General features: G+C 60.2%; 17 protein-coding genes. 4 read left to right on the forward strand and 13 right to left on the reverse strand.

The genetic code is table 11. The features are described from left to right. Positions 1–74: 74 nt before the first annotated feature. Positions 75–692, reverse strand: a complete 618-nt coding sequence (gene lptC, locus BSZ35_RS02550) for an LPS export ABC transporter periplasmic protein LptC (protein WP_105010987.1) — start codon at positions 690–692, stop codon at positions 75–77. 746 nt (positions 693–1,438) lie between these two features. Between lptC and BSZ35_RS02555 the strand changes: the two genes are divergently transcribed. From BSZ35_RS02555 to BSZ35_RS02565, 3 genes are read left to right on the forward strand one after another with little or no spacing between them, the layout of a single operon-like run. After that, complete coding sequence (locus BSZ35_RS02555; RefSeq protein ID WP_105010988.1) at positions 1,439–1,777, forward strand: STAS domain-containing protein; 339 nt, start codon at positions 1,439–1,441, stop codon at positions 1,775–1,777. Positions 1,778–1,822: 45 nt separating this feature from the next. Further along, positions 1,823–2,275 (forward strand): ATP-binding protein, encoded by a 453-nt coding sequence (locus BSZ35_RS02560; protein ID WP_105010989.1) that lies wholly within the window; start codon positions 1,823–1,825, stop codon positions 2,273–2,275. Further along, positions 2,254–3,366, forward strand: coding sequence for a fused response regulator/phosphatase (locus BSZ35_RS02565; RefSeq protein ID WP_105010990.1), 1,113 nt, complete (start codon positions 2,254–2,256; stop codon positions 3,364–3,366). The genes BSZ35_RS02560 and BSZ35_RS02565 overlap by 22 nt, the downstream gene beginning before the upstream one ends. Before the next feature lie 6 nt (positions 3,367–3,372). Here the strand turns inward: BSZ35_RS02565 and BSZ35_RS02570 are convergent, their stop codons facing one another. From BSZ35_RS02570 to BSZ35_RS02625, 12 genes are all read right to left on the reverse strand, one after another. After that, a complete protein-coding gene (locus tag BSZ35_RS02570; protein WP_105010991.1) occupies positions 3,373–3,987 on the reverse strand; it encodes a GNAT family protein in 615 nt (204 codons plus the stop codon). Positions 3,988–4,077: 90 nt separating this feature from the next. Then, positions 4,078–5,514, reverse strand: a complete 1,437-nt coding sequence (gene menE / locus BSZ35_RS02575; protein ID WP_105010992.1) for an o-succinylbenzoate--CoA ligase — start codon at positions 5,512–5,514, stop codon at positions 4,078–4,080. A gap of 333 nt (positions 5,515–5,847) precedes the next feature. Then, positions 5,848–6,930 carry an o-succinylbenzoate synthase gene (menC, locus tag BSZ35_RS02580; protein WP_181149155.1) on the reverse strand — a complete coding sequence of 361 codons (1,083 nt, stop codon included), beginning with the start codon at positions 6,928–6,930 and terminating at the stop codon, positions 5,848–5,850. Positions 6,931–6,955: 25 nt separating this feature from the next. Next, positions 6,956–7,837, reverse strand: a complete 882-nt coding sequence (locus BSZ35_RS02585; protein WP_105010994.1) for a 1,4-dihydroxy-2-naphthoate polyprenyltransferase — start codon at positions 7,835–7,837, stop codon at positions 6,956–6,958. Between the two features lie 548 nt (positions 7,838–8,385). Continuing rightward, positions 8,386–10,176: a 2-succinyl-5-enolpyruvyl-6-hydroxy-3-cyclohexene-1-carboxylic-acid synthase gene (gene menD / locus BSZ35_RS02590; protein WP_105010995.1), complete on the reverse strand. Its 1,791-nt coding sequence runs from the start codon at positions 10,174–10,176 to the stop codon at positions 8,386–8,388. Between the two features lie 180 nt (positions 10,177–10,356). Then, positions 10,357–11,850, reverse strand: a complete 1,494-nt coding sequence (locus BSZ35_RS02595; protein WP_105010996.1) for an isochorismate synthase — start codon at positions 11,848–11,850, stop codon at positions 10,357–10,359. A gap of 32 nt (positions 11,851–11,882) precedes the next feature. After that, positions 11,883–12,569 carry a hypothetical protein gene (locus tag BSZ35_RS02600; protein ID WP_105010997.1) on the reverse strand — a complete coding sequence of 229 codons (687 nt, stop codon included), beginning with the start codon at positions 12,567–12,569 and terminating at the stop codon, positions 11,883–11,885. A gap of 151 nt (positions 12,570–12,720) precedes the next feature. Continuing rightward, on the reverse strand, positions 12,721–13,443 hold the full coding sequence (locus tag BSZ35_RS02605) for a DUF4230 domain-containing protein (protein WP_105010998.1): 723 nt from the start codon (positions 13,441–13,443) through the stop codon (positions 12,721–12,723). Positions 13,444–13,474: 31 nt separating this feature from the next. Further along, positions 13,475–14,401, reverse strand: a complete 927-nt coding sequence (locus BSZ35_RS02610) for a hypothetical protein (protein WP_105010999.1) — start codon at positions 14,399–14,401, stop codon at positions 13,475–13,477. Between the two features lie 178 nt (positions 14,402–14,579). Beyond that, complete coding sequence (locus BSZ35_RS02615; RefSeq protein WP_258096039.1) at positions 14,580–15,584, reverse strand: YbbR-like domain-containing protein; 1,005 nt, start codon at positions 15,582–15,584, stop codon at positions 14,580–14,582. Positions 15,585–15,631: 47 nt separating this feature from the next. Then, the gene (locus BSZ35_RS02620; protein ID WP_105011000.1) at positions 15,632–15,877 is read right to left on the reverse strand and encodes a hypothetical protein; all 246 of its coding nucleotides are present in this window, start codon (positions 15,875–15,877) and stop codon (positions 15,632–15,634) included. 237 nt (positions 15,878–16,114) lie between these two features. Then, positions 16,115–16,378 carry a hypothetical protein gene (locus tag BSZ35_RS02625; protein WP_105011001.1) on the reverse strand — a complete coding sequence of 88 codons (264 nt, stop codon included), beginning with the start codon at positions 16,376–16,378 and terminating at the stop codon, positions 16,115–16,117. Positions 16,379–16,472: 94 nt separating this feature from the next. Here BSZ35_RS02625 and rsgA point away from each other — a divergent pair, with 94 nt between their 5' ends. Next, complete coding sequence (gene rsgA / locus BSZ35_RS02630; RefSeq protein WP_258096040.1) at positions 16,473–17,474, forward strand: ribosome small subunit-dependent GTPase A; 1,002 nt, start codon at positions 16,473–16,475, stop codon at positions 17,472–17,474. Positions 17,475–17,607: the final 133 nt, after the last annotated feature.

Below are 17,607 nucleotides of genomic sequence, written 5' to 3' on the forward strand. Positions count from 1 at the left end.
TCAAGAAAAACCATCTACGAGCCCCTCCTACACCAAGGACATAGGATGGGCGTTCCGTAGTCTCGCGTCGCGAGTTACTTTTCCGATGGGTCTTCGTCCTCAATCTCCACTTCAGCCTGAAACCGGCCGATCTGGTACGTCTCCAAATCCTCATCGGCAACCAGTCCATTGCCCCGGACTTCTTCGGTCGGCGTAGTAATGTGTACGAAGCGACGCGTCCGGATCGTCCGATCGATCTGGTTCCACGTCAGATGCTCACTCTCCAGTCGTCGGTTGTCATCTGTGCGAACCCGGACGTTCCCATAAGCCTCAAAGCGCCCTTCCTGACTGAAAAAGACGACGCTATCAGCAATGATGGTGGCTGAGGAGTCTCCTGCCGCATCGAACACGTACGAGTGTACACGGGCAGAGTCACTGCGGCCCCGCCAGACCGAATAGGTGCTATCTGCGGTCTGATACTGTTCCATGTGCTCAGCACGGATCATGGCGCGTGGCTGCCCCCCCTTTCTCAACATAAATCGGGCATCTCGGGTGATCTGCGACGGAGTTCCAGCCTGTGCCGAATCGGGAGACAACGGCGGCGTCTCTGTGCGCGCCCGAAACTCACACCCACTCACCGCACCAGCTCCCGCAACCCCCCCGAGAAGGAGCGCACACGTGCCGAGCAAAGAAGCCCATCCCCTGGTTTCCATCGTGTTGTCTATTGCTTATACTCAGAACCGAACATGGGTGGTGCTATTGAATCAGCATGGGATACACTTCCGAGTGTGGGAAATTTCACCGACGTCGCTCTAGACTCTGGTGAGCCAGGTTGAGATCAGAGCTGGAATCCCAATCGGAGAGTCGTTTTCGCCCTCTGCACATTCCCTCCGGGATGTAGAATCGACAGTACAATTGTATCTTCTCCCTCGAGTATTCTCCAGGGAACGACCGTCTGAGGGTCTTCTTTTTCAACCTAAACATTCAGGTATTTCTTCCCGTGCCTTTATTCGCAAAAGTCCCCCAGCCGGGTAGGGCTCTCGGACTCTAGGGAAAAGGAGACAAAGGACATGGTCGCCTTTTCTACCCCGATGCGGGAGGAGGGCCTCTCCACTCGATGAGCCCTTCTTCTCGATGGAATGCGATGATTCTGCCAGCGTTGAACCTCCTCAATCGTTTTCTGATTCGTCCAAATTGACTTGAGGAACGAGCCTAGATGCTCTTTCCCCCCAGGAGGAACCTCCTTCCCCGGTTTGGACAGTTCTCCCGTGCTGACTCAATGGCACTAGCCTTCGTAGATACTCCCCTCCCCGTTTTACACGCGAACGCTTCTGCCACGGGACTTCAGCAGTCCCGTTGATTCAACTCACGTAGCGGTACTTCTGCCCTGCCTTCCGAGCCGTCCTGTACGGCCGGACCGTTCTCTGCCCCTTTCTTTCAGAATAGTACGCTCGTCGCTATGAGCTTTGACGTGGAATCCCTCTCTTCCGAAACCGTCGTCGTCCACATGGGCGAGGCCCTCGATTTTCGGAACGCCGATAGTTTCAAATCTACTTTCCAAGCCCACGTCGAAGACGGCGTCCGCAACTTCATTCTCGATTTCTCGGAGACGGAGGTGCTCGACTCTACGGGACTGGGATCCATCTTTTCGCTCTACCGCGAGATTTCCCCGGATGACGGGAAGGTGGCATTTGCAGACGTCTCTCGGCCGGTCCAGGTCGTCGTGCAACTGACCCGCACCTACAAGGTTTTTCGCCAGTTCCCGTCGGTCCAGGCCGCCAAAGAGGCTCTAGCGTGAGGTCCCTTTTTCCGTAGGTCCCCCCCTGCCGGATCCCCCCATGTCATGAGTACGCTTGCAAAAGAATATACCGACCTGGACCGCGCACTGGACGAGGTACGCTCAGTGCTGAAAGAGTGGTATAACGAGCAGGCTCCCTCGTCCTCTCCGTCCAGTGAGACCCTCCGCTATACCCAACTCGTACTGCATGAATGGATCGCAAATCTCCTACAACACGGGGATTTTGGGCACCGCACCCCCGCTATCGAAATTCGCCTTAAGACCGAAAACCGGCACGTCGCTTGTGCTGTTATCGATAACTCGACGGGCTTTGACTTCGACGAGCGACTGCCCTCCCGGGATGAGGTGATGGACGAACTCCCGGAACGCGGGATGGGCCTCCGAATCATCAACGCCTGCACGGACACCGTTTCCTACCTCCCTACAGACTCGGGGTACTATCGCTTTGAGTTCTCCATTCCTGCCGACCACGATCCATGGCTGAGCATGCTATTTTAATCGTCGAGGACGACAGCACCGTCCGAGAGCTGTTGAAATACCGCCTCGGCAAGCACTATGAGGTCTTTACGGCCACGAACGGGGAAGAGGCTCTGCAGGAAATCGACGATCGAATCCCCGACCTCATCATCTCGGACATCATGATGCCGAAGATGGATGGGTTTGCCCTTCAATCGGCGCTCCAGGCCGACAAAAACACGCGCGTGATTCCGTTTATTTTCCTGACGGCGCGGGCGGATGAACCGGCCCGTCAGGAAGGGGCGCGCACTGGGGTCGACGATTACATTACAAAGCCGTTCGACATGGAGCAGCTCCTGTCCCGGGTCGAACGCCTCCTGGAGCGGGTGGAGATGTTTCAAACGCAGCTCGACGCCGAAATCGGACGAGACTTTTCCAACCGCCTTCTCCCTGATAACGTCCCGTCTGTCGAAGGCTACGAATTCTACTTTCACTCCGAGGCCCACGAGCAAGGCGGCGGGGATCTCTTCGACTGGAGCGAAACGGACGAGGGAACTTACTTCTTAACGATCGGGGACGTGATGGGCAAAGGCCTTCGGGCAAAGTTTTACGCCTACAGCTTTCTCAGCTACGTACGCGGCACCCTCCACACGCTTCTTCAGGAGTCCTCTTCCCCTGCCGCGGTCATGGAGCACATCAACGATATGCTTCTGGAGGACGAGGTCCTGGAAGATACGTTCGCCTCCTTCCTCCTCATGCACTGGGATCCAGCGGCCCACACGGTCACCTACGCCAATGCGGGCCACTGCCGACCCGTGCTGCTTACTGAGAACGGCCCCGAGATCGTGGAGCATAGCGACCTGATTCTCGGACTCGAAGCCGATGCCTCTTTTTCGGATGCGACCCTTAGCCTCGCTCCCAATACGGCCCTCGTGGCTTATACCGACGGCCTCATGGAACTCCCGACCACGAACGGCAACATGCTGGGGGAAGATGGCGTCCTGGAGGCAACGGCCACCGCATACGGAAGTGCCAATCCCATCGATACTCTCCATGAGACCGCCCTTGAGCACAGCAGCGAAGACTCGTTTCAAGACGATCTCCTCGTCGTGTGGCTCCAGCGAGCGAAATAGTCCCCTCTACACCGTGGCTTCTCGGGATCGTCCCTCGGAGGTGGAGTCAAAACGACTCTCGTATTCGTGCTCCAGAAGGCCGAAAAGCTCTTTGTCCCAATACTCCTCATCACGATACAGGTAATCGCGAGCAGTCCCCTCTTTCTGAAAGCCCAGTCCCTTCACCAAATCGCGCCACGTCGTGTTGTACTCAAACGTCTCCGCACTTACGCGGTGAAGCTCTAGGGCTTCAAAGCAGTATTCCAGAAGGAGGCGAAGAGACTCCTTGCCGTACCCCTGCCCCCAGTACGCCCGTTCCCCAATCGTGATGCCCACCAGGGCATGGCGATTGTGCTCACTGATTTGGGTCGCGTACGCCACCCCGATCAACTCCTCTTCCACCCGGTCGTGAATCTCGAAGTGGCGGTGGCTGCGGGAGGACTCTGTGCAGAGGCGCTCGAACCGCGCCTTGAACGTCCCAAAGGACTCCTCTTCATACGGCAATTCACTGTCGAGGCGGTTGAGCTCCGCATCATTATTCCACCGAAAGTGGGTGTGGATATTGTCCATGCGCAGCGGCATGAACCGGACTCGATCTCGTGTGAGAGGCGTCACTTGCTGAACCGGAAGTGGAGTACTCATAAAGCAGGAAGCGCTTCCAAATGCAATGCTATCGAATAGGTGCTTTCGTTCCCAACGATGCCGATCCCGTCATTCAACGATGAGCTTTTGCTACTGCCCCCTTCCTACCCCAGAGTCCCGCAACTTGCGTGCCCGTTCTCGGAGTGCCGAACGGTCAATTTTGAGCCCGTTCGTCTCGATCGATTGGGGGAGAGAATGAAATGCATCCGGTATTTTGAATCCAGGAAGGGACCGCCGCAACTGGACCTCAAGGTCCGAAATTGTCCCGCCGTCCGCAAGGCGGACAAATGCAACCGGGCGTTGTCCATACTCCTCATCCGGCACCGGCACCACAACGGCCCGCTCTACTTCACCGAGCCGCTCTAGAGTAGATTCAACCTCCTCCGGCTGGATGTTTTCCCCCCCCGACACGAACATCCGATCAAGGCGACCACGTACGTGCACTCGCCCACTGGCATCGATTTGCCCCCGATCACCCGTCTGATACCAGCCGTCGTCGGTGAAGGGGGCCTCGATCCCGTCTTCCGTCACGTAGCCCTGAAAGAGGGGCGCTCCTGCCACCTGGATTTCCTCATCGACAATGCGAAGGCGACGATGGGGCAACCGGCGACCTGCCGTGAAAAGATCGGCCTGTGGATCGCCCGGAGCCGTGGTCGTCACCTGAGAGGCCATCTCCGTGCATCCGTAGCTGGTCAGGAGCGGCCACCCCCGGTCATGCCCCCGACGCAGGAGTGCGTCGGGGATTGGACCGCCCCCCAGCAGAACGCCCCGAAGTGACGACGGGGGAGCTCCCCTCGTAGCCTCTAGTATGCGGCGGAGCTGAGTCGCCACCAGCGAAACGTGTGTCGCCTCCATTGCTCGAAGCGACTCGTGCAGCGGTGGTTCGTCTCGTGGAAGAGCGACGGCCCCTCCGGCGAGGGCACAGCGGATAAGAATGGCCAGACCACCGACATGGTACAGCGGAAGTGACAGCAGCCAGCGGTCGCCTCGCCGCACTGGCAAATTTGCGTTCGATCCCTTTGCACTGAACCGGTGATTGGCCCAGGTGTGAAGGGCTGCTTTCGGCTTCCCGGTACTGCCAGACGTAAAGAGAATGGTGGCAGGCCGATCGTCGGACCCCTCCCGAGCCGGGGTCGTCGCCTGCTGCGCTCCCTCCCTCTGCACGAACGCCTCCGGGGAGAACACAGCAAGATCGGACGAGCCGGCGTCAATCTGGTCCCCTGACGTAATGAGGACGGAGCACCCCACCTGTTGCGCTCGTTGTACGGCTGCTTCGGCCGGCACGCGGGTGCTGATTGGCACGGCAACCGCTCCTTTCTGCCACAACGACCACAGCAGAACGATCATAGACGTTTTGTTCGGAAGCCGGAGACCGACTCGGGTCCCCTTCTCAATGTTGTGGGTCGATAGTTGGGGAATTGTTTTTGCAATAACGGAACCAAGACCGCCGTAGGTCCACCGCTTCTTCGATGTCAAAAGGGCGGGCACATCGGGATGTGCCTGGGCATGCCGAAAAACCGGAATCATCTCAGTACGGTTTGTGCTATAGTGCAAAGTACGTGCGGCACACTGTCAAGTAGCTCCTCACAGGAAACAAACAGCCTCTTTCGTTGCACTAGGCCAGCTAGATGACCTGAAGTGACGGGGGACCATTTCTGTCAATTGGAGGAGAAGTCACGTGTCATTGAAAAATAGCATCACGCGTTCTCAGTAGGACTTGATCTATAGCGCAAAGTACCCGTAGTGTCCTGGATGCATCCCCTTTTCAAGAAAATACCCCCTCCTCCAACTCTCTCAATCCCAAAGCCTACCCAATCGAACGGTGATCGTACAATACTCCCAGCCGACTGAAGGAAGCTGCTATTCAACTGCCTCTATTGGCTGAAGACGTGTACTCATGACCGTCGACGCAAATCCCGCCTCGACCGAGACCTCTGCCGTATCCATCGACAGACGGGGGGAGAGCACATCCGTTTCCAATCGGGAGTACGTGGACAATCCTGCAGGGACCTCCGAAAAGACGGCCGCTAACGCTACTAGCATGCGCGTGCCTACCCCCGACTCATACGCGGCACTGAAGACCGGGGTGGCGCCGGCATTCAGGGCATGAATACTCCAGCGTCGCACAAGGCGGATCCCCCCCAGCAGCATGGGCTTGAGGACGACGGCAGCAACCTCCTCCAGTTCGTCGAGCATCCCCGGTCCTCCCTCCCGCGTGGTTTCGTCAATCGCCACTGGCATCCCCGTCGCATCTACGAACGCCGAAAGCCGATCTGCCTGTTCCAGCGGCTCTTCGATATACTCCACCGGTACGTCCTCGATGCGCTCCGCAAAGGCCACCGCCTGCTCGTAGGTCCAGGCCCGATTGGCGTCCAAGCGCAACGAAATCGCTTCTCCAAGGACCTCTGAAAGCGCCCGCACACGGGCTGCATCCTTCTCAATAGAATGCCGTCCCACCTTTAGTTTTACCGCCTGAAATCCGGCCGCTTGATACTGCTCGGCGACCTCGGAGAGGGTCGACTCATCATCGGCGATCAATGCATTGATCGGGACCGACTGTGGGCCCCCACCCAGCGCTGCCGAAACTGTTGTGTCCTGCTGATCCGCCCACAACTCAGCAATCGCGCTCGTCACCGCAAACTGAACAGAGGGCGGCTCTGCATCTCCCGCCTGTCGGCGAAGCACGTCGTCAATCACCGAATCCATCAACTCCACCCCGGAAAGTTCTTCAGCCCGTCGACGAAGGTGGTGCGTCGCCTCGTCCAGCGTCTCCGTACTGAAGCCGGGCAGTGGAGCCGCTTCTCCCCACCCGACCGCTCCGTCCGCGCTCTCCAGGCGCAGTAACAGGCCCCGCCGCTCGTGCAGCGTGCGGGGCCCCAACGCGAGAGGAGTCCTCAGCGGCAGTGCATACCGAAAGCAATCCGCAGTAGCTATGGTCGTCATTGTGCCAAGGACGTGGGAGCGGTTGTTAAAGATTCCACCCAAGAGAAAACAGCACGGCCCAGAGGGCCAGAAGTTGTCCGGTCGTCGCCAGTAGCGCATTCAGAGCGTCCGGATCCGTGGCCCGTAGCATCGTCCGGGCCGCCCCCACCGCAAACGGAATGAGGCCGAGGGTCAACAGACTCCACCAGTGTCCCCCCGTCCAGACCGACAACCCAACCGGCAGGAGAACGGCGCCGAGAAGACATCCCCCGTACAATATCCGCCCAACCCCGCGGCCGAGTCGCACAACGAGGGTCCGTTTTCCTGCTTCGCGATCATTAGGCGCATCCCGTACATTGTTTACCAGCAGGATGCCGACCGAAAAGAGGCCCGGACCAGCCCCGGCAACAATCACCTCGGGCGAGCACGAGAGAACTTGCACGTAGTAGGTTCCTGCTACCGCCACAGGCCCAAAAAAGACGAAGACGGCAAGGTCGGCCAGCCCAAGCGCAGCAAGGGAGTACGGCCCGGCTGTATACCAAAAGGCCGTCCCGATCGAGGCCATTCCAATGATGAGAATGGGGAGTCCTCCCCGATAAATGAGATACCCCCCGGCCGCAACGGCGGCGACAAAAACCGCCACGGTGGCGCGTCGCATCGCCTCCGGGGTCGCAAGTCCGGCCTGCGTCACGCGCATCGGTCCCGTTCGGTCCTCCGTATCGGCGCCCTGCAAATAGTCGGTGTAGTCGTTATGGTAGTTGACGCCAATCTGAATGAGAGCGGCACTGCACACCGTGAGACTCGCGGCCAGCCAATGCCCGCCTCCGGCTTCTATCGCCATCGCCGTTCCCACAAGGACTGGCGCCAATGAAGCCGCCAGCGTCTTGGGACGAGCAGCCAGAATCCAGACTCGAAGTGACTCCCACATGTTCGAAGTACCGTCAAGTGAACAGGTTTTCTACAAAAACGTCTCGCGTGAGGCCAGATGCGACTGTCTTCCACAGCACGCAGCCGGCTGAGGTCCGTGCAAAAAATGGAGGGAAGTCCCCCGATGGCCGTAATACTGCCGAGCCGCGCCGCATTTTCAATACAGCGCTCTCGATCGTCGAAACTGAGAAGCTGTTTTGATTACGTACGCTGTGAGTCCGGCAAGACGCACCGACTGCGGACCCGCTCCTCCCCGCCGGGGAGGCAGTCGTATACGCTCCGATTTCCTTCCGGTCTACGGTCCCATCGGCATCGGATCCGGAGACGGACGTTGATGAAAACAGGTTCTGAGAACGGCTTGTGCTATAGTGTAAAGTATGTGCAGCGCTTCAGAAGTAAGTTCCTTCCAAGAAAATGGCAGGAGCGACGGTGGTGCCTTTTTCTCGGTGGAGGGAGATGCACATGTCATCGACACATTGCACAACGCATTCTGAGCGCCGCCATCGGGCCGCATCACAGGCTTCCAACAGCCCAACAAAAGGAATCCGGTTAGCAAGCGTCGTCGACACCTGTCCCCCCACCCACGACATCCGCAACCGCCTTCTCAATCTGCTCGTGAATCTGCCGATTGCTCTCTCGTTCAGTTTTGACTTCGAGAATCGTCGGCTCGCCAGCATCACAGGCGTGTCGATAGGCCTCGATGAAGGCCGAACGCGAATCCGGTCGATGGTACGCAAGGGTAAACGTCTCTGCTACAGCTTCGAAGTCCCGGTGCTGAGGCGTCGTAAAGTGGGGATCAAACACATCGTCGTATTCCTGAATGGGTAGGAAATGAAAAATTCCGCCCCCATTGTTGTTCAGAACAACCACCACTACCGGCCGGTCTTGAAGCAGGGCCAAACTGTTGAGATCGTGCCACAACGCCAGGTCGCCAATCAGCAACGTGACGCCCCCCTTTTGGGCCTCGGCCAGGCCCGCCGCCGTGGCAACCGTCCCGTCAATCCCACTCGCCCCCCGATTGGCGTACACCGGCACGGCCGACCCAGCGGTAGAGGCATGTCGGTTCAAATCGCGGACGGGCATGCTGCTGGCCGCCATGAGTGCGTGATCGGACGGCACCTGCCGGGAAAGCAGTGTCGCGACGGACGGCTCCGTCAGGGCCTCGGACTGGGCGTGCTCCTCCACCACCGCCGCCGCCCGTGTGTTGGCTCGCTCCCAGGCCATCTGCCAGTGAGAGGGTTCGGGAACCGCCCCTACCCGTGCCAGCAACTGTTCTACGAACGAGGCCACGTCGGCCTCCACGTGGTGCGTGCCCCGATGATCCGGATCAATGCGCGAGGGATCGGGGCGCACGACTGCCCACACGTCCGGATTGGCATCGCGAAGAAAGAGACGAAGCCGCTTCGATGTAAACCGCCCTCCCACCTGTACCACTGCCTCGGGACGCTGGGTCTTCTGAAAGTCGTCCGATGTAAGAATCAGATCCCCAAAGGCACAGCGATCAGCACGCGATTCAGGTCCCAGACGAAGGCGAGACGTAATATCGGGGAGAAGCGGCCATCCCAGACGCGCGGCGAGGCGACGAGTTGCCTTCACGTCAGCCTCTCGGTCCAAACGCCCGGCTACGACAAGCCCGTCAAGCCCCCCCTCTACGGCCGATGCCACCGCGTCCACGTCGGGGGCAGACGCGGACGGTACAGGGGTCGGATACGTCGTAAATGGCGTCTCCTCGCGGGCCCAGTCGGCCACCGGATCAGGCACTTCAATTGACCGATCCGATTCGACGGGCTCCAGGGGTTTTCGGAACCCGCAGTTCAGGTGAACGGGTCCGGCCGGCACCCGACGCGACTGATGTACAGCTTGATTGGTGGTTGTCAGCACGTACGCCGGATCCACCTCCACAGACGGCGGCGGTACGTCGACCTGCCAGCGCACGTAGTCGCCAAAGATCTTCACCTGATCGATCGTCTGATTGGCCCCGGTGTCCCGCAGCTCCGGCGGCCGATCAGCCGTAAGGAGCAGCATCGGCACGCCATCGACAGACGCCTCCACCACTGCCGGCTGCCCGTTTGCCACGGCCGTTCCGGAGGTGGTAATCCACGCCGCCGGCCGCTGGGTGGCCCGGCCGTACCCAAGCGTCGCAAACGCCGTCCCTCGCTCATCTACGTGCAAAACGACGCGGGCCTCAGGATGCCGAACTGCGGATACGGTAAGGGGTGTTGACCGGGAGCCGGGGGCCACAAAAAACGTGTCGACCCCGTTTCGGACCAGCTCCTCTATAAGAAGTTGGGTCCAGAGATACGTGACATTTGGGGCGTCGAGCGGATCGTAAGCCATCATCGAAACTCAGTGACCGTGTATGACGACTCGTTCGGATTCGGTCACTGCTCAGTGTGCATCTTAACGAGAGAACGCGGACTGGCGGAAGGAGACGACGCTTTCGAAAAACGCCATATTCGTAACCGGAGCATACCTGACGAGGGCTGACCGGTCCCCCGTACGGGGCAGATGCGGACGCCATCACCGGCTGGGATCCTTTACGCGTGCGCCCAATCCCATCACAGCCGCAAAGTCACCGATCTTCTGCTCGATCTCTTCCCATTCCCGTGCCGGCACCGATCCCTCCACGATGCCTGCCCCTGAATACAGCGTAAGCTTCTCCTCCTCCGCAAGGCCGGACCGAATCGCCACGGCAAACTCAGCAGCCTCGGGTCCAACCCACCCCACTGGTCCGGCGTACCAGCCCCGGTCAAACGGCTCCTGCGTCCGAATCGCCGTAAGCGCCTGGTCGGTCGGCACCCCCCCGACCGCCGGCGTCGGGTGAAGACGATCGAGAAGATCCGTCGTCGCTACCTCCGCCCGCAGCCTGCCCGACAAACGAGCGTGGAGATGGCGTCCCCGTGCAAGCCGCAACTCTGAGGGCGTATCCGGCACTTCGACCGACGAACAGAGGCGATCCAACACGTTGCGAATGGCATTCTGCACGAAAGCGTGTTCGCGGCGCTCCTTCGGACTGTTTAGCAACTCCTCCCAGAGGGCAGCGTCGGCACTCGGCGTGTCGCCCCGCTCGCCGGTACCGGCCACGGCCTCGCTTACCACCTGTCGTCCCTCCTGCCGGAACAGGCGTTCCGGGGACGCTCCTAAGAATGCGGGACCGCCCGCCGGAGAGAGAGCAAAATGAAAGCAGCCGGGCGTTGCCGCCTTAAGATGCTGTAGCACATCAAGTGGGGTGAGCGTCCTCTCGAGCTCCAACGCCACCTTCCGAGCCAATACGACCTTGTCGAGTGCATGGTCTGAAATGGCAGAAAGAGCCCATTGCACCATGCGGGTCCATTCCTCTTTTTCCGGTGCATCCGTTCGCCCGAGCGGCTTGGGGAGCGAGGGCGAGGCCTCCCGTGTGGGGATCGACAAGACCCGGGCCTGTTCGATAAGCGTCTCTGCCCGACCAGCGTCCCGTGGAAAAACGAGATTACACGCCAGCGACACGCCGTCGGGGGCCCGACGAAGCTCAAATCGGGGCAAGACGAATCGATAGGTGCCGAAGGGCCTCCAGGGACACTCCGGATTCTCGGTAGTGCGAGACTGCGGTGCATCGAACCGGAGCCCGCCATAGTAGCGGACCGGGGCCGCCGCCGTGCGAAATCGGTCGTTGAGCGCTCGCTGGAGGCGGTCGTACTCCATCGGCTGCCGGGTGCCAGTAAGCACGTCGGCCGTACCGGTCGCCGCAACCGCGGGGCGGGACGCCGACGTTTTGGCCTCAGAATGTCCGTTTCCGGAGGGGGAAAACGACGTCGTTTCTGGACTCCGGGGCGCCCAAAACACCTGCTCCTCGTTCTCCCGTCCCCGAAGCCATTCCAGAAGATTCGCGTTATCGGTCACCGGCACCTGTACCTGCACTGTCCGCTCCGCCCCGTTTGACCGGTCCGCGCAGGCCGCCCGGATACGGTCTGCAAGGTGTTCGGACGGTGAATCGGCATTGCGGTCGTGCACGAACGGCGAATCCAGATTGGGCATAGGGCAAAAACTAAACAATAGAAAATGGTCCGCTACGACGCGGGGTGCTCTTCGGAGTCGCTGGACGACTCCGACTGTGCGCCCCAGTTGTCCAGAATGTCACTGGTCATGGCGTCGACCTGCGGAACCGACACTCGGTATTTGAGCGCAGCACGCACGATAAGGCCCCGAAGAACCTGATCGGCGACCGGGAGCGGATACAAGCGACGGCGTACAGATCGGAGGGCCGCTCGCATGGTCCATCCCACAATGCCCCACCGGAAGAGCACAAACGCCGTCAGGCCTACGCCCACGGCTGCCAGCTGCTCGGCCGTCGCCAGGAAGCTGAGAGTCGCCACGTAGTACCCCCCCTGCAAATACACGTTGCGGAGAACCGATACGACCCGTACGCCCCCTACGCCCGGAAACGAGGGACTGGCCAGTGTCCACCCACAATACACGCCCACGGCAGCAAGCACCGCCCACTCAAGCGGAACGGCCCACAACAACAGGGGAAGTGCCCATAGAGTTACGGTACAGGGCGAATCCATCCAGGCATCGGCCCAGCGAATCAACTGATCGAGCGAGACGTGGTCGAGCACCCCTCCGGCGTATTCCCGTATCCCCTCTTCCGGGATGTGGTACCAGCGCCCCGCCGCCGACATCAATCCGTACGGGGTCGCGACGTACGCCGAGGCGTCGGTACTGGAAGAAGCATGTGACTCCTCGTCACCGGACATTGCCACTTTGGACTGCGATCATCAACGGTGCGTAGTACGAGCCTCTCGTCACGGCCATACTTAGCGTCTCACTGAGCCGTTCTGGTCCGCCTCTACTCGACAGGCCACAATAGTTTGGTGAACGTACACGGGACCCGGAAAGCAGTTTCAATCAGTTCTGAAAGTTTTGTCCATCGTTCTCTTTCGGCACCAGCGAGAGTCGGTCCCCCACCCAGATCCGAAATTGAGGCGCCTCTAGCCCCGTTGCCTTCAGGGGCGGAGTGAGCATCGCCTTTAGGGCCCGTGCCGTATTCACGCTCGGCTGTGTGGCAGACGCAAGATGGCGCTGAGCCTGCGTTCGAAATGCTTCCTGCACACGTCCCAGGGCTTTCGTCCGCACCTCCTCGTATACATCCGAGGGGAAAACCCGCATCCATCCCTGGGTTTGACTGCGAACGCGAAGACGCGCCAGATCCGGCTCAACACTGTGCACCGACAACGCCGGCAGGTCCACGACCACGACATTGCCCTCTTCAATCGCGATCATACGGGGCGAGAGGGCCTGCACGTTGAATCCGTAAGAGACTCGCCCCGGCACCTGTATGTCGGTACGCGAGGTGCCCTGCAGAAGCGGAAGGGCGGCCGGCTGGGCATACGACAGCACGTGAGTCATCCAATCGGGCGTCAGATACTCAGAGGAATCGAGACGAACACGGACGCTGATGTCGAGCGTGCCGGTGACGAGAAAAGACGCCGGCGCTTCTTCCTGTACCGTCGTGATCACGGTTCGCCGCACCTGCTCCTCGGACGGTTCCTGCGACCACCACAGGCCCACCCCGGCGGCGATCAGGAGCCCGATGAGAATGCCGAGCCCGAGCGACGTGCGACGATTCATGGCTTAAGCACCTGCGTCTGTGAAAAATCCGTCAGAGCCTCAAAAGCACCAGTGCGACGACCGCACAGCCCATACCGATCTTGTTTTTTGCCGTGAGCTGTTCCCTCCATCCAAACACCCCAATCCCCGCCGATAACACCATGATGGCAATATTGTTGGCCGGAAATACGAACGGCCCGGGCAGCTCCGCAACGGCGCGCAGCAAGAATTCCAGCGAGCCGTAGTTGGCAACCCCAAGCACAACGCCCCACCCAACGGTCCGAAGAGACGGCCACGGTTGCCCCCGTAGAATCCGGGCGCCTACGATGCCTCCCCCAATCAGAAACGCCATTCCAAACACCAAAAGTAAAAAGAGAACCTGGCTGTTGGCGGCCCCAAAATGCTCCTCGAAGGCCTTCATGGAAAGGTCCACGCTCCCCCCTCCAATAAAGGTGAGCGCCAGTACTCCAAAAGCATACCAGTCGACCCGCCCTAGTGCAGAACCGACCGGCGGGTCCCGAGCTACGTCCGCCCCGCCGGCAGGCACCGGTTCGGCCTGCCGCTGTTTCTGGGCAAGCAGAAAAAACGCGCAGGCCGCCAACCCCATGCCTCCTCCCTGCGCAACAGAAGGGACCTCATGCCACACCCACCAGGAGGCAAGAAATGGAATGACGGCCGAGACCCGCATCACCCCAACTGCGAGCGACATGCCCGCCACCTCTGTCGCGTACGAGAGCAGAAAGAAGCCGGCAATAAGAAGTACCCCCACACTTCCCCCCAGAGCAAGCAGCCCTGGCGACAAGACCAACCCCGCGTCGGTGGAGCGCCCCCCTGCCCACATCAATAGGCCTGCTACCCCCACGGCCGCTGCGTAGTTGACAGTGAGTAGTGCCGTTCGATCGACATCCGTAGCACCGGTGTGCTTGAAAATGGCGCCGATGGCCACACTACAGACCACCGCCAAAGCAAGATTCAGCATAGACAGGCAGGCATGCGGACAAACCAGTTCACATTCTCCCCCCTCTACTCCAGGGCAATTTCAGCGTGATGCCCCCTCCTTCGGGACAATCAGACTGGAAACTCCCTTCCCCCCCTACGCTCCGGACTCTCTCCGCCCATGGCAAGTGCGTTGCTGCTCGCGCCAAGCACACGCCCAGTCAGTCGCTAGACAGGAATGTATAGTACTGTAGACGAGACGGGATGGGCTCCGGATCGCGGATGACAAGATCGGAAGGGACGTGGATGTTGGGACGCACGTATCCGGTGGTATCCGACCGAATCTGGCTGTACGAGACTGTCGCAAAAAACTCGGAGGAGCGACGAGACGCGAACAACTGCCGGAACAGCACCCGGTAGCGAATACGGATGGTCGAAGGCTGTAGGGTCACGAGATCCTGCCCGGCCGGAACGCCCGTTACCTCAACGGTGACCTCACGGGTTTCTTCCGCAAACTTCCCCGCCCGCGCCGTCACGGTCACCTGTTCGGCACTCTTCTCAACCAGCGGAGACAGTGAATCTCGAAGGGCCACCTGGCGGCGAACCGTATCCTGGACGTTCCGCATCACCAGCGAATCTGTGGGCCAGTCCGTAATCGTTCCCACGACAGATTCTGCCCCCCAGACCGTAACCGAGTCGGGCTCAACCGTCGGTTGTTCAATAAGCTCATGCGCCGACTCGAGCTGCACGCTCAATCGCGGACGAATCGGAACCGTACGCTGAATGCGCGGCTCCAGTTGGATGTCGATCACGCCCGGCGCCACACTCTCAATCTGGGCATCATTGGTTCGAGGCAGATTCAGCGTCTCCTGGACGTTTACACGCCCCTGCCCAGCCTGCACCTGAATCGGGGGCGGGGTAAAAACGAGTCGCAGTAGATCCATTCCCGTGCCGCGCAGCTGAACGGTAACCGAGGACGGAGGGTGCTCAACCAACGCCTGCCCGTCTGGGACTCCGGCCACCTCTACCGGAAAGTCGACGCTCACCATGCGCTGCTCCTGTAAGGTGAGCGACAGCCAAAGCACAAAGGAAAGAAGCACGCAGACGGCCACGGCCATCCCCTGTCGCGGATCCTCATCGCGCTGCTGCATCCCCTCGGACGGTCGAAACAAGGACCGTATGCGCTCCAGAAAAATCGGGACCTGAGAGTCAGAATCAGACGGCACAGCACGAAACCACTACTCAAAAACCGACGCGACCGATGCAAACCCTCCTACTCGGCATCCGGCGAGCCGGAAGAAGGATACTCTTCAAGCACGCGGGCGTCTTCCATATTCGGATCCATCTCTCGATCAAAGGCCTGCTTGGACTCCGCAGCAATCTTGGTTACCCGCTTGGCTGTCGAGTCAATGAGATTGGCCGTGAGTCGCATGACGGCTCCCCCCACGTAGACGGACTTCCCAAGCCAGTTGAGATCACTGATGTTGACACGGCGACGGGGCGACGATTCGTCAGACATAAGAAATTTGGCACTGGGACGTACAGAAAAATCGGGAGGGGTCCACTGCAGACCCAACAGCTTTAGAAACGGTGCTCTGTTCATACACTGCGAGTCTGGCAGAGCGCGACGACTGCAGAATCGCTGTCCCCAGCCGAGGAGGCAAACGAATACGCTCCAACGTACGTTCGGACTACGCAAATATCGGCATCGGGGGGCGCCTAAATGAAAACAGGCGCCTCGCCCGGTCCTTGAAAGTCAGGACCCGTTCCGGGGAGCCTGTCGCTGGGACGTCTCCGGCTCTGCGGCCCCCGGTCCCTGTCGTGTGGCGCCAGGCGACTCCGTCCGCGCCCGCCGCAGCACTTCTTCAAGTCCATCGGCCAGCGTCTCGCCAACCTGGAGCATGCCACGCGCGAGAGTGGACGCAGTGGCCTCCACCAGGAAGCCCGCCTGCTCTTCGATATTAAGCTCGTCGAAGTTGCGCCGAGCCTCGTCGTACCGGGACGATTTCTTGTCCACCATGAATCGAACCGTTTTCGTTGGGGCACCGTTGAGAACAGTCGCACCGGGCCACCGGACGGTGGCCAGGGAAGAAAGAGACGCATTGGCCCACAGAATGGTTTCTCTTCACTCGGACGACCTGCGCATGAGCCCTCCGGACACCAACGACACGACTGAGACACAATTGGAGGGGGTCGTTACCCGCTCCACCGGCAGCTGGTACGACGTACGGGTGGGGGATCAGGTCATTCCCTCCCGCGCACGAGGCAAATTTCGCCTCACGAAGCAGAACGTCACCAATCCTGTGGCCGTGGGCGACCGCGTCACGATCCGCCTCAACGATGAGGACAACACAGGACTCATCCTCTCCATCCACGATCGCACAAACAAACTCAGTCGACGCGCAGCGGGCCACCGGCGCGGAGAGGAGCACGTGATGGTATCCAACGTGGACCGCGCCTGGATCGTCCAGGCCGTGAAGCGCCCCCAGTTCAACCCGGCGTTCGTCGACCGGGTGCTGGTCGCCACGGCCGTCAATGAGATTCCGGCCGGCCTCATCATCAACAAGATTGACCTTCTCACGGAGGAGGAGCGCGCGGCGGTAATGGACGTGCACCTTCGCTACGCCGACCTGGGGTATCCCGTAATCACGACGAGTGCGACGGAGAACCTCGGCCTCGCTCGGCTGGAGACGGAGTTGAAGGACCAGGTGAGCGTCATCACCGGCCCGTCGGGCACCGGCAAGTCAAGCCTGCTCAATGCGATTGAGCCCGGACTGGACGTGGAGACGGGCGAAGTCAGCGAAAGCACACGAAAGGGGACCCACACCACCACCCACGCCGAGCTCCATCCCCTCTCCGTCGGAGGCTACGTGGTGGATACCCCGGGCATCCGCGAGTTCGGCGTCCGTGACATCCACCCGAAGGATCTCGCTCACTTCTTTCCGGACCTTCGGCCCTACGTCAACGAGTGCAAGTTTCCCGACTGCACGCACGACCACGAACCGGGATGTGCGATCAAGGCCGCCGTCGACCGAGACGCCATCCATCCTGCCCGCTACGAGAGCTACCTCCGCATTCTGGACTCCCTGCAAGAGGAAGAAGAGCAACGGTTTTGAGCTCGCCCTCGATACGTTGCGTGAGATCCAACCCAATGGAAGGTGCGACGCTCGACGGTGGAAGGTTGTTGAAGAAGGCGGAGCGACACGCTGGTGACCGTCCCCCTCCCAGCCTTCAACCTACTCGGGAATG

Origin of the sequence: Salinibacter sp. 10B (assembly GCF_002954405.1) — a bacterium.
GTDB lineage: Bacteria > Bacteroidota > Rhodothermia > Rhodothermales > Salinibacteraceae > Salinibacter.